General features: G+C 50.4%; 10 protein-coding genes and 1 tRNA gene. 4 read left to right on the top strand and 7 right to left on the bottom strand.

Annotated features, from left to right (window positions below; all coding sequences use genetic code 11):
- Positions 1-130: 130 nt before the first annotated feature.
- The 3 genes from EIP93_RS00285 to uspA all read right to left on the bottom strand — a co-directional run bounded on the left by EIP93_RS00285 (position 131) and on the right by uspA (position 3691).
- On the bottom strand, positions 131-1444 hold the full coding sequence (locus EIP93_RS00285) for an NAD(P)/FAD-dependent oxidoreductase (RefSeq protein ID WP_125232103.1): 1314 nt from the start codon (positions 1442-1444) through the stop codon (positions 131-133).
- 174 nt (positions 1445-1618) lie between these two features.
- Positions 1619-2962: an NADP-specific glutamate dehydrogenase gene (gdhA, locus tag EIP93_RS00280; protein ID WP_039474396.1), complete on the bottom strand. Its 1344-nt coding sequence runs from the start codon at positions 2960-2962 to the stop codon at positions 1619-1621.
- A 291-nt stretch (positions 2963-3253) separates the two neighbouring features.
- Positions 3254-3691 carry a universal stress protein UspA gene (gene uspA, locus EIP93_RS00275; protein WP_010298197.1) on the bottom strand — a complete coding sequence of 146 codons (438 nt, stop codon included), beginning with the start codon at positions 3689-3691 and terminating at the stop codon, positions 3254-3256.
- A 531-nt stretch (positions 3692-4222) separates the two neighbouring features.
- Between uspA and uspB the strand changes: the two genes are divergently transcribed.
- Complete coding sequence (gene uspB / locus EIP93_RS00270; protein WP_103862849.1) at positions 4223-4558, top strand: universal stress protein UspB; 336 nt, start codon at positions 4223-4225, stop codon at positions 4556-4558.
- Between the two features lie 114 nt (positions 4559-4672).
- On the opposite strand, the gene pitA is transcribed toward uspB, so the two are convergent.
- Complete coding sequence (gene pitA / locus EIP93_RS00265; protein ID WP_103862850.1) at positions 4673-6178, bottom strand: inorganic phosphate transporter PitA; 1506 nt, start codon at positions 6176-6178, stop codon at positions 4673-4675.
- A gap of 277 nt (positions 6179-6455) precedes the next feature.
- Between pitA and EIP93_RS00260 the strand changes: the two genes are divergently transcribed.
- The 3 genes from EIP93_RS00260 to EIP93_RS00250 all read left to right on the top strand — a co-directional run bounded on the left by EIP93_RS00260 (position 6456) and on the right by EIP93_RS00250 (position 10624).
- A complete protein-coding gene (locus EIP93_RS00260) occupies positions 6456-7658 on the top strand; it encodes a BaiN/RdsA family NAD(P)/FAD-dependent oxidoreductase (RefSeq protein ID WP_103943170.1) in 1203 nt (400 codons plus the stop codon).
- A 223-nt stretch (positions 7659-7881) separates the two neighbouring features.
- Entirely contained in the window at positions 7882-8838 is a 957-nt protein-coding gene (locus EIP93_RS00255) for an AraC family transcriptional regulator (RefSeq protein ID WP_105880103.1), read from the top strand.
- Between the two features lie 181 nt (positions 8839-9019).
- Positions 9020-10624, top strand: a complete 1605-nt coding sequence (locus tag EIP93_RS00250) for an EAL domain-containing protein (protein WP_107332085.1) — start codon at positions 9020-9022, stop codon at positions 10622-10624.
- 43 nt (positions 10625-10667) lie between these two features.
- Here the strand turns inward: EIP93_RS00250 and EIP93_RS00245 are convergent, their stop codons facing one another.
- From EIP93_RS00245 to eptB, 3 genes are all read right to left on the bottom strand, one after another.
- A complete protein-coding gene (locus EIP93_RS00245; RefSeq protein WP_107332084.1) occupies positions 10668-11192 on the bottom strand; it encodes an Ail/Lom family outer membrane beta-barrel protein in 525 nt (174 codons plus the stop codon).
- A 432-nt stretch (positions 11193-11624) separates the two neighbouring features.
- Positions 11625-11701 (bottom strand) — tRNA-Pro (locus EIP93_RS00240).
- 131 nt (positions 11702-11832) lie between these two features.
- A complete protein-coding gene (eptB, locus tag EIP93_RS00235; RefSeq protein WP_125232102.1) occupies positions 11833-13512 on the bottom strand; it encodes a kdo(2)-lipid A phosphoethanolamine 7''-transferase in 1680 nt (559 codons plus the stop codon).
- Between the last annotated feature and the right edge of the window lie 36 nt (positions 13513-13548).

Here is a 13548-nt window from a genome sequence, read left to right as displayed (position 1 = left end):
CGTAAAGACGCTGCAAGTACATCCCTGTAAGCTCGAGCCGCGCCATCCTTGGCGCGGACGCTTTACTCTTCTATTCCATTATCACCGTTTTCACTCTACGAAGAGGTTTTCCAACGATCAGCAAACACTGCTATCTCTCGCTGCGGGCTTTCCAGCGCTCGCTCGTCAGGTAGCCGTTCACGCCCACATCCAGGAAAGGGCGTGGCGGCAAGTAATTTGCCTGTCCGAGCGACTGCATATCGCCGATCAGCGGGTTGTCTTCACCCAGCGCCAAATCCGCCAGAATATGTCCGGCAGCGGTTTGCTTCGACAGTCCCGCCCCGTTACAGCCAGCGGACGCGTACACATTATCGCTTAACTGCCCCCAAATTGGCGCGCCGTTGCGCGTTACGCTAATCAAGCCTGACCAGGTATGCGCCATCTTCACGTCGCTCAACTGCGGGAACATCCGGGCAAAAATAGCCGCGTGACGACGCGCGTGGCGTCCGGTTTCTACCGCGCTATTGACCAGTCCCGGGGTAAATTTCACATGCTCCCGAATCAGGAAGCGATGGTCGCGCGTATAGCGCAACGTCGCACTGGCCAGCGCATTGACCGGCGTCAGCCCCCAGTCTGGCATGTCGCCCATGCGTGCTAGCTGTTCCGCATTCAACGGCTCCGTCAGCGTCGCGAAGGTCGCCACGGCAAACACCCGGCCATTGAACAGCGGCAGGCCGCGCGCCGCGCCGTTAATCGCCATCATCAGCTTATCCGCCTGAATCTCGCCGTACGGCGTTTCCACACGAATGCGCGATCCGGTTTCGATATTCAGCGCGGGTGAATGGGCGTAAACCGTCACGTTCTTCGGCAGATTCGCCACCAGCCCGACTACCAGCGCCGCCGGGTTTAGCAGAATGCAATTGGGCGTATACACGGCGCGATGATAGAAAGACGTGCCTAAGCGGCGGGCAAGTTCGTCTTTTTCCACCACCTGATAAGATTCGCCAAGATCGTTCAATTCACGGACATAGGTATCGATCAGGCCGTTAAACGTTGAACTCACAGCACAGTGATATTTCCCCGCCACGCTCCAGTCGCACGCAATCGCATGGCGATCCACCTTCTCTTTCAGATGGGCGACGCCGGACTGCAACAGGCGACGATAAGCCGCCGCTTTTTCCAGCTCGGCCGTCGAGCTACCGATGTTGTGCGGCAAATCGATGACAAAACCGGAGTTACGCCCGGAGGCATTGTCGCCAATCTCGCCCGCATCCAGCAGGATAATGTGTTTATCCGGGCGCTGCTCAGCCAGACGCTGTGCAAAGGCGATCCCCGCATAGCCAGCGCCGATCACCAGCCAGTCCGCCGTTGTTTTTCCACGCTGCTGCGGGTAATTCGGTTTATCGACAAGATCTGCCGACCAGCCATTACGATTCTGATCGAAAGGAAGATGTTTGATTTTCACAATGGTGTAAGCCTTGAAGAGAACGGGTTGTACCAGAAGACTGACGATACGCAATGCTGATTAAGATAAAGAAAGGCAGGAAGCGGTGTCCAGCAAGAAATGTCGCTAAAACTTAGATAAATAAGTAAAAAGTCAAAGCGCCTGCGAATACAGGCGCTTTAAGTAAAGCAGGTGTTACACGACGCCCTGCGCCAGCATCGCATCGGCCACTTTTACAAAGCCCGCTACGTTGGCACCGCGCACATAGTTAGTCTGGCTGTCTTCACCGCCGTACTGCACACAGGCATTGTGAATATCCAGCATGATGTGGTGCAGACGCGCATCCACCTTCTCTGCTTTCCAGCCCAAACGTGCCGCGTTCTGCGCCATTTCCAGCCCAGATGTCGCCACGCCGCCCGCATTAGCCGCTTTGCCCGGCGCAAACAACACGCCAGCATCCAGGAACGCGTCGGTCGCTGGGATCGTGGTTGGCATGTTGGCACCTTCTGCCACGGCTTTCACACCGTTAGCAATCAGCGTCTGCGCCGCTGGCAGATCCAGCTCATTCTGCGTCGCACACGGCAGCGCGATGTCTACCGGCACTTCCCACGGCGTTTTGCCTGCAAGATAGGTCAGCTTCGCTTCACGCGCGTAATCTTCCACGCGGCCATAGCGTTTGTTTTTAATCTCTTCCAGCAGCGCCAGTTTCTCTGGGGTAAACCCGTTCTCATCCACTACCGTGCCGTTGGAATCCGATGCCGTAACCACACGCGCACCCAGCTCCATCGCTTTTTCAATCGCGTACTGCGCCACATTACCGGAACCGGATACCGCAACACGCATGCCTTCAAAGCCCAAACCGTGGCGTTTCAGCATCGCTTCCGTGAAGTAGATCAGGCCGTAGCCCGTCGCTTCAGGACGGATCAGGCTGCCGCCGAATGACAATCCTTTGCCGGTGAAGACGCAGGCGGTGTTGTTGGTCAGCTTCTTCATCATGCCGGTCATGAAGCCGACTTCACGGCCACCCACGCCGATGTCGCCCGCCGGAACGTCCGTATCCGCGCCCAGATGACGATACAGTTCCGTCATCAGCGCCTGACAGAAGCGCATGACTTCGCCTTGGCTTTTCCCTTTCGGGTTGAAGTCCGAACCGCCTTTACCGCCGCCCATTGGCAGCGTCGTCAGCGCATTTTTGAACGTCTGCTCGAATCCGAGGAATTTCAGAATCGATAGATTAACGGACGGGTGGAAACGCATGCCGCCTTTATACGGGCCGATCGCGGAGCTGAACTGGACACGCCAGGCGCGGTTCACCTGTACCTGACCTTTGTCGTCCGTCCATGCGACGCGGAACTGAATCACACGTTCCGGTTCTACCAATCGTTCCAGCAGGCTGTAATCCGCATAGTGAGGGTTCTGCTCCAAAAAAGGCCACAGAGTGGAAAGGACTTCATTGACGGCCTGTAGAAACTCAGGCTGATGCGGATCGCGTTGTTGAACAGAATCAAGAAAACTTGCCAGAGATACGATTTGTGCCATGAACAGCTCCTGATTGAACGAATAAGTTCCCGTCTGCTTCTTTATTTTTAGACACGCAGAAGCTTGTGGGATCGGTGAAAATGATGTTGTGTCCTCTGGACTATAACACTGGCGGTGGATATTTAAGCAAGCGTTTTCTTTTAAGATAAACGTTATAATCCAATGGGATAGGAAGGGTTTTTTGGCGTTTTGAGAAGAGAAATTTGCTATAAGTTTTTGTTATATAACAAAAGGCACAGCTAAGAAGCCGTGCCTTTCGTCACTGAAAAAAAATGCAAAAAAAGCTAATTTTTATTCGTCTTCCTCATCGCGCAGCGGCACGATAAGCATGTCGACATGTACGGTATTAATCAGCTGGCGAGCAGAAGACATCAGTTTGCTCCAGAAGTCCTGATGGTGACCGCACAGCACGAGGTCGACATCGTATTTCTTAATCGCATCAACCAGTACCTGCCCTAAATCGCCGCTGCCGCTCAGCGTCTCGCTGATAGGGTAACCTGCGTTCTGGGACAGTTCAGTCAGCGCGTTCTGGGTTTCTTCGGAGATACGCTGTTGCATATCACCCAGATTGACGTCAATCAGCCCTGTGTAGAGATCGGAGTAGTTCACATCGACGTGGATTAACGACACTTTCGCATTGTACGGTCTTGCCATTGAAACGGCTTTTTCCACTAACACTTTGCTTTCTGGAGAAAGGTCAACAGCAATAAGGATGTGTTTGTAAGCCATAATAAGACTCCTTCCGTAAAGACTAATTAAGGGTTAGCAGATATTTCTCCTGCCAATCTGATACTTAACAGCGGATTATAGGATAGCACTCGTCTGCGCTATTGGTATGTTCAGTTGATCACAACCTGTTTTCAAACCTGTTAATTCTATTGATAAGTGTAGTAGAAACTGCTCCTTTTCACAGTTAAATCGCGCAGCTTCTCCTTTCGGAAAGGGCATTGTCTCGTCGAAAATCGTCCTTCATGCCGATTGCATCGGCCTCTCTGGCACAAACGAACATTCTTCTTCTACACTAGAAGTAGGGAGCGGTGAGCCTGTCCGCTGCACCCTGGGATGGAAAACAAGAATGGGGCTAGCCGTGATGCCGTTGGCTATCCAAAATGACAATAAAATCGTGCGCAAGCGCGTGGCATAACTATTCGTAGAAAGATGTCGCGGATAAATAAATAGTAGCGCTTATCATCGGTGACAGGTGGGCAATCGGAAAACATGACCATCGTATCTGACGAATAGAACGACCGGGAGGGAAGCATGATTAGTACATTTGCGCTTTTCTGGGCTTTATGTATCGTCTGCATCATTAATATGGCGAGGTACTACTCTTCATTACGCGTGTTACTGCTGATTTTGCGTGACTGTGACCCGCTGCTTTACCAATACGTTGACGGGGGTGGCTTCTTTACATCGCACGGCCAGCCAAGTAAACAAATCCGGCTGGTACGCTATATCTACGCGCAACGCTATCTTGATCATCACGACCCTGAGTTTATTCGCCGTTGCGAGCGAGTGCGGGGACAGTTTCTGCTTACGACCGCCCTGTGTGGCCTTATCTTCATCAGTCTGTTTGCAATGACAATATGGTATTAAACGCGGGTACTTACACAATTCTCTGATATCAACACCATCATTGGTATGACAACCATGAACGTCGATAAAAAGTAAAAAGGCGATTCCCCACAGAATCGCCTTTTTTTATGATAGTTAGATCAGCTTCAACGCCAGCCAGTACAGCGTACCGGACATCAGCATTGAGACAGGCAGCGTTAACACCCAGGCAAGCAGAATACTTCTGATCGTTTTGCCCTGTACGCCCCCACCGTCCGCAATCATCGTCCCGGCAACCGCCGAGGATAATACGTGCGTGGTGGAAACCGGCATACCGGTATAGCTGGCAACGCCAATCGACAGGGCCGCCGTCACCTGCGCCGAAACGCCCTGTGCGTAGGTCATGCCTTTCTTACCAATCTTCTCACCGATGGTCACAGCCACGCGTTTCCAGCCCACCATGGTGCCCAGAGACAGCGCCAATGCGACAGCGACGATAATCCAAAGAGGTGCATACTCAACCGTCTGCAGCATGTCTTTACGCAGGTTGCTCAGGTAGCGCTTATCTTCGCCCGACGTTTCTGGCAGCTTGATCACCTGATCCATCGTGTCAGAGATACACATCAGCAAACGACGCACTCTGCTGCGATCGTCAGGGTTCAACTGATCGTAACTTTTCAGGTTATTCAGCAGGCCCTGTGTACGGTCAATCGCAATCATCACGCGTGAGCTGTCACAGTGGAACTCTTTCTGACCGTTGCCAGGAATCGTGCTTTCTGGCGTAGAAATCACTGGCGGAGACAGGTCGATAACGTGCGCCAACGCGTCGCCGTGCTGCTTGTAGTATTCCTGCAAATTGACAACGGCATCACGGGTACGGCTAATGTCATAGCCAGACGCGTTCATGTTGACAATAAACCCGGCTGGCGCGACGCCAATCAGCACCAGCATAATCAAGCCGATACCTTTCTGACCGTCGTTTGCACCGTGAGAGAAGCTCACACCAATCGCCGATAAAATCAGCGCGGTACGCGTCCAGAACGGCGGCTTACGTTTGCCGTCCTGCTTTTCGCGATCGACAGGCGTCAGATGCACGCGCTTGCGTTTTTTACTGTCGTTCCAGAACCGACGCAACACCAGCACCAGCAGGCCTGCCACCACCATCCCCACAATCGGCGAGAGCAGCAGAGACAGGAAAATGCTGATCATTTTCGGCACGTTCAACGCATCCACGACGGAAGTATCCGTCAACAGCGCGTTGGTCAAACCAATACCGATAATGGAGCCGATCAGCGTGTGAGAACTAGAGGCAGGAATACCGAAGTACCAGGTACCCAGGTTCCAGATAATGGCAGCCAGTAGCATGGAAAAGACCATGGCCAGACCGTGCGCCGAACTCACGTTCAGCAATAAATCCGTGGGGAGGAGGTGAACAATTGCATAGGCCACGCTCAGGCCGCCCAGCAACACACCAAAGAAATTAAAGACACCCGCCATAACAACGGCAAACTCGGCGCGCATGGCTCGGGTATAAATAACAGTGGCAACGGCATTCGCAGTATCGTGAAAACCGTTAATGGCTTCATACATTAGTACAAACAACAAAGCCAGTATCAACATCAGGCCGGTGTAGTAATCCAAACCGGCAAATAAATGTAGCATAAACGTTAGGCCATTTAGTGGTCATGAACGCGGCGCATTATCGGCGACAAGCAGGGGTCGGGAAAAGCGAAATATGACATTTTTTTGACTTAATATGTGACGACGATCGGTGGATGAACCACTTAATCAATAAAAATCAAATAATTATATATTTTTACTAAAATATGCAAATTGTTACGCTGGTGTCGAACAAAAACCAACACTACAATTTGCCGCCCTACGGCTTTCGGCCTGTGGCAATCCAAGAAGATAAAATCACTCATCGGAGAAATGCATTGTGGAACAGTTTGACGCTGTCATCATCGGTGCCGGTGCAGCAGGCATGTTTTGCGCGGCACAGGCAGGACAACGCGGACTGCGTGTTCTACTGCTCGATAACGGCAAGAAAGCTGGCCGGAAAATATTGATGTCCGGCGGCGGACGCTGCAACTTTACCAATATGTATGCAGAGCCAGCGGCCTATCTGTCTCACAATCCTCACTTTTGTAAATCGGCACTGGCGCGTTATACCCAGTGGGATTTCATCAGTCTGGTCAACAGCCACCGCATCGCTTATCACGAGAAAACGCTCGGCCAGTTATTCTGCGATGATTCCGCGCAGCAAATCGTGGACATGCTGGTAACAGAATGTGAGCGGGCGAACGTCACCCTCCGTCTGCGCAGTGAAGTGACCTCTGTGGATAAATCAGACGATCGGTTCACCGTCCAGCTAAGCAACGGCACAGCATTCCAGAGCGCATCGTTAGTCGTTGCCTGCGGCGGTCTGTCGATGCCCGGCCTGGGCGCGACGCCGTTCGGTTACCAGCTCGCCGCACAGTTCGGTATCAACGTACTCCCAACTCGTGCTGCGCTGGTGCCCTTTACGCTGCACAAACCGCTGCTCGAACAGTTGCAAACGCTCTCCGGCGTCTCCGTGCCTACCGTTGTCACCGCAGAAAACGGCGTGACGTTCCGTGAAAACATCCTGTTTACGCACCGCGGACTCTCTGGCCCCGCTATTTTGCAGATTTCCAGCTACTGGCAGGCCGGTGAATTCGTCACCATCAATCTACTGCCCGACCGCAATCTCACCCAGCTCATTAATGACGAGCGCACCGCTCACCCGAACCAAAGCCTGAAAAACACGCTGGCACAGTGGTTGCCTAAACGTCTGGTTGAATGCCTGCAAGCGTTAGGGCAACTGCCGGACGTCACGTTGAAACAGCTCAACAGCGCACAGCAAACGCAGATTGAACAGAGCCTGCAAGAGTGGCGCGTGCAGCCAAACGGTACGGAAGGCTATCGCACAGCCGAAGTGACCATCGGTGGCGTTGACACCCGCACGCTGTCCTCCAAAACCATGGAAGCCAGCACAGTGCCGGGATTGTATTTCATCGGTGAAGTGGTCGATGTGACTGGCTGGCTCGGCGGCTATAACTTCCAATGGGCGTGGAGCTCCGCGTGGGCTTGTGCGCAGTCGCTGCCTTCTGTAGAAAGCTGATAAACATAGAATTGATGTAAGGCGAGCAGGGTAAACGGTTCACTGTACCTTGCTCGCCTCAGCGGTATTCATTCTTTCTTCTCTGCTGACTTTTCATGTTTTCTCACCGCAAAAGCTAGCATGATTCTCCGGTTTTCTTGCCCAATCCGATGAGAAGCGATGTATTCCGTGGTTTTCATTCAGAGGACGGGGATACAGTAGAGGCCGGAGGATTGAGCCCAACATGACAGCGACACCACTTACCCCCCCAAACAGCGTTATCAGCCAGAAAAACGAGACACAACTGGCCGAGTTTGTGCGTGCCATTGATGCCCGGACGCAGGGGAGCGGCGATGTTGATACGTCGATTGACGGGTTAACGTTCTTCCGACGCGAAGCGCCCACAGATCCCGTCACGTGTATGATTGAGCCAAGCGTTGTTCTTGTTGCTCAGGGTGAAAAGAGAATCTGGATCGGTGGAGAAGCGTATCGCTATGACACATCGCACTTTTTACTCACCTCTCTGGATTTGCCAGCCAATTCTGAAGTCATAACTGCAAGCCGTCAGGAGCCCTGCCTCGGCTTGACGCTAAAACTTGATTTACGGATTGTGGCTGAACTGATCGCACAAGGATGTTTGCCACCGCGTCGCGATCGGGGAGCTAGTTCAAGCGCGGGGATAGGGAGCGCGACGTCCGCCATACTGCGACCTTTTGGACGCCTGCTGGAACTGTTGGAAGAACCAGAGGCCATTCCCGTGCTGGCTCCCTTACTTCAACGCGAGATCCACTTCCGCTTGCTGATGAGCGATCAGGCGACCAGATTACGACACATTGCATCGATTGACAGTCAAGGTCACCGGATCGCAAGGGCCATTGGGTGGTTAAAACTGCACTACGCCGCACCACTGCGCGTGGAAGAGTTGGCTGCCCGCGTCCAGATGAGTACGCCCACTTTTCATCAACATTTCAGAAAGCTGACCTCAATGAGCCCGCTACAGTATCAAAAGTGGATTCGTCTGAACGAAGCCAGACGCCTGATGCTGAATGAACATCTGGATGTTTCGAGCGCTGCATTCAAGGTGGGTTATGAAAGCCCTTCGCAATTCAGCCGCGAATATCGGCGTTTGTTCGGCGTTCCGGCCAAGAAAGATATTACCGCCCTGCGCGCGCAGATTCCCTCATCAGGTATGCGGTCATAACGTAGATTGGCTCACCGAATGAACAGCAGAACAATACGGACTTATCCAGGTTACAAACTTTATTTCCGCCAAATCTCTTTCAGCAAATAGGACTATAATAACCTCTATTCAGCACTCTCCTTTAATTTACGGAGAAAAGGACGTCTCTACATAGGCCTCTGCTGCCAGAAAGGAGATGTGGATGAGCCCCAGACGTAGTGAACATAAAATCAGCATATTGCAGTTATTGGTTGCAGGCATGCTGCCACTGCTGCTTGGATTATTGTTCACGTTTGTTGAGTCCAGATTAATGGTAAAGCGCGATTTGGAATCCACCGCGCAAATCGCAATGAATCATGCAGAGAATATTTCGACGCAGGCATGGCAGATGGTGGATCGCCTCCAGCGCTTTCATGGTCAGCCCTGCGACATCATCGGCGATGAACTGCAACGCCTTGGTTCGGTCTTTTCTTACTTCCGCGCTATCGGCGTTACCCATAATACTGACGTCTATTGCTCTTCAACGTTTGGTCGCACGATGACGCCACTAAGCCGCGTCATTCAACAACCGCTACCGGAGACCTATTCTGAACGCTGGAGCCTGTCGATTGCAGGTTCAGACAACGTAAAAGGACGCCCGGCGCTGATCTTCGTCCAAATGCCCCTCACAGGTTACGGCGCTTACGCGATGGTCGATGCGCAATACCTCATTGATCTTATGACTGCGATTAGCAAGATTCGCGGCTATCAACTTATCCTGCAAATGGATAACGGTCACCCGATTCAAACGGGCCCAATCATTACGCCCCACAGGAGCCTATTTTCTACCTCTGCGCTTGAAATCAAATCGAGCCACTTTCCGATTACCCTCAATGTTACCGCCCCGGCGTCTCAAGAAATCACCAACTGGAAGCAGGCATTTTTCACGTTTCTGCCACTGGCCATTATTCTCTCTCTGCTTTTCACTACGGCGATGTGGTACTGGCAAAAACGTAAGTTATTCTTCCGCGAAGAAATCCGTAAGGGCATCGCTAACGGAGAATTTTCCGTCTATTACCAACCCATCTATGACGCGGAATCGCAAGCCTGCACCGGAGTAGAGACGTTACTGCGCTGGCGACGCAGCAATGGTCTGTGGATTAGACCCGATATATTTATCTCGGCCGCCGAAGCAGAAAGCATGATCATTCCCATCACCCGGCATTTATTTGATCTGGTGGCGTCAGATATCGCCAGTTGGCAGGTAAAACCGGGGTTCCATCTGGGGCTCAACGTTGCAGCAGAGCATTTGCATCACCCAAGTTTCGTCTCAGACGTACACCGCTTCGCAGAGAAAGTCGCCTCTCATTCATTGAGCATTACACTGGAACTGACGGAGCGTAACCTCATCAGCAACGGCCCTGAAATCATACAGCGCCTGCATCAGTTGCGTGAAGATGGCTTTATGATTGCCATTGATGACTTCGGCACTGGCCACTGCTCCCTCTCTTATCTGCAAAACTTTCCGTTGGATTGCCTGAAAATAGATCAGGGATTCGTCAGTGCGATCTCATCTCCGGATGAGGAGGCCCCTATTCTTGATGCCATTATTAATTTGAGCCATCGCATCAAGCTTCAATCCGTAGCAGAAGGCGTGGAAACCGAGCAACAGCTCCTATATTTACAACGGCGCGGCGTAAAATATATACAGGGATTCCTTTATGCTAAGCCGATGGACAATGAATCGTTGCTGGTCTGGCTTCACTATAATGGCAATAAATCGATTGAGAGTTTTATGAATAAAAACAAAGAAGGGGAAAAACAGTAATAACCGGCAGAAGCTTGTCCGCCGGTATTCAATAATCGGTAAATCAGAAACGGTAACCGACGCCAATATTAAAGCTATCTACACGCGTTTCATAAATCTTCGTGCCTTCGTAACCAATATCAATCGCCCAGTTTGCTACTGGCGTGATTTGAATACCGGCACCGTAAGCAAAGCTGGATTTGCTTTCGCTACCAGATTGGCGGAACGCATCCCCTTCTTCCCAACTGGATTTACCACGGCCAATACCCGCCAAACCATAAACACTGACATATTCATTAAAACGGTAAGATGGACCAGCCATGAGTGAATAGTATTTCAGCTTATAAACATCACTGCTTGAATTCTGATAATACTCAGTTTGTTCTGCGCTCACATAAGTGAAAGAACCGATAATACCAAGCGCAGAATCACCCTGATAATGGTATTTGGCCGTAATCCCTTTTGGATCTTTAAAGTCATCGACTTTCGCCTGAGCATAACCCAAAGACACCGTTTGTGTCGCCTGAGCAGCAGACATTCCCATGGCACAAGCAATCAAAGTGGAGAGTAGCAGTGTTGTTTTTTTCATGATCGAAACATCTTCCATATTTGAATAAAAAGACGGCTTCAACAAAGCGAATATATAAGTATCGCGAATGTTGTCCGAACATAAACTTACATTTAAATACGGAGAGGTAAAGTCAGAATTATTCTTAAACAACCGGAATTGTTTTTATTTAAACCATTAAAAAACAAAAAGATAGGTATTATTTATGATAATTAACGCGCGATTTTTCACGCTATTTTTGGGAACATTCTGAACTGAATATAGAGGGAATATGGAAATTTTCGACGCCAGAGAATACCGAGATAAACCCTAGATTTATGAGGTATATTTTTACAAACGACTATTTTTTAAACAAAAGTGTTTTTTAAACGAGACTATCTTTAAACAGGTAGTGTAAGCAGACGATGATTGAAACAGGAGAAAAACTGAGAATGATTTACTGAAGAAGGGTGTTGGTCGGCGAGAGAGGATTCGAACCTCCGACCCACTGGTCCCAAACCAGTTGCGCTACCAAGCTGCGCTACTCGCCGAATGCGGGCGCATATTACTGCTACCTTATTAGAGCGTCAATACCTTTTTAGCAAAAGGATTTCAGCTGCCGTTAAAGTGTCCATCTCTTGTATTTACAGCCTGAAACCGACGTCCTTGTCCGTGATTCATGTCAATTAGCTGGTTTCTGGCACCAGTTATTTTTAGGGTTAATACCACCGTCAGGCGATGTGTATCCCACACATCCAAGAATCGTATCAAACAGCTCTTCATGGCGATGTGTTTTGCCAACACGCTGCTGAGCCTTCAACTGCTCGAACGCATGCTGATTATCGGTGTCAGCCAAAAATTTATCTGATGTCCAGACCATCATCGGTGAACGGAACTGCTCGGGTGGTGCCATCTCACGCGGCGTGCCGTGCAAATGGTAGTTATCATCGATGGATTCACCGTGATCGGAGGCATAAAACACAATCGCTTTCTTATCCCGAACCTGATCGATCACGCTATCGATAAAGCTATCGGTATAGAGCACGCTATTATCAAACGCATTAATCAACTGCTCACGGGTACAGGAGGCATCAACGCCCATGCACTCTGGCTGATAGCGCGCATAGCTGCGGGGATATCGCATGGAATACAGGTAGTGGGAGCCTTTGGTATGCAGCACAATCAGATGCTTACCTTTGGGGTAGCGTGCCAGCGACTCTTTGACCTCATCGACCAGCAACATATCCTGCACCGATTTACCATCATTGTGTTTCTCTGACGCAATCATTTCGCGGAAAGAATAGTTGTTCGCCTCAATGCTATTGTAAAACCACACCTCACTTTGCATAGCAAACAGCTCAGAGGTAAAGCCCAACTCCTTCATTACAGCAAAGATATTCCGCTCTTTCAGCGTTCGCTGCGGGTTGTCTTCTGTACCGCCTTCTCGCACAAACATACAGCGCATGGAAAGCTTGGTTGAGGTATCACACGACTGACCACGGAATGCGACCAGGTTTTTTTCTTTTGATAGCTTTGGCGTCGTGTCTCGCTCGTAGCCTAACAGCCCCATATGATCCCAGCGGGTTGTTTCACCGATAATGAAAACCACGTAGGTATCGTCAATGCCTTTCGGCGGGATATAGGTAAAATGCTGAGCCGGATCGAAAAGATTGGAGGAATCCTGGTTCTCGTCATACTTGGTATACGCAAATAATCCTAATGCAGACAACCAGTTAGAAGGCAGATACGAGTGAGCCACTACGCCGCCATAGCTGGGTAAATCCACATTGGATTCTAGCTCGGACACTGACTGAACGTTGTCCATATAGCGAAGCGGCATCCAAACCAGCGCAACAACAGCGGCAAGAACCACAAGAGGAACCAAACGCTTTCCCGGTGATTTAAGCTGTTCGAGCAACGTATGACGCAGCGAATTTTTCCAGATCAAAAATAGCGGCAGCGCACCCACTGCCAGCATCCACAGGAAAAAACGAAAACCAATGACTTCTTTAGAAAGATCAATATCCGTAGTCATGACCGCAGCAATAATGCCATAACCAATCACAACATTAAAAAACGTCATGTAATAGCTGGCGGCAACGGAAATCAGCACCAAGAGAGAAGCGACTATCCGATAAAAATGACGTCCCCCGAGTGAAATAATCCTCATCAGGAAAAAGGTAAATAAGATACTCGCAGTCAATTCGACAAGAGCGGGAACAAACGTTGGAACCTGGCTACCAGCAGAGAGTGAAAAATAATCAAACCGGCGATAATACACTGAGATATTGAGAAAAAGACCAATATAAACTGCCAGGACAAACGATAATCTGGGTTGCGAAAAAGATGCTACAAACTTCATTATGACAAGTGCTCCAACAAACCTTTCTTATTATCT

This window comes from Pectobacterium versatile (genome assembly GCF_003932035.1).
Lineage (GTDB): Bacteria > Pseudomonadota > Gammaproteobacteria > Enterobacterales > Enterobacteriaceae > Pectobacterium > Pectobacterium versatile.
This window is presented reverse-complemented; position numbering and strand designations above follow the sequence as displayed.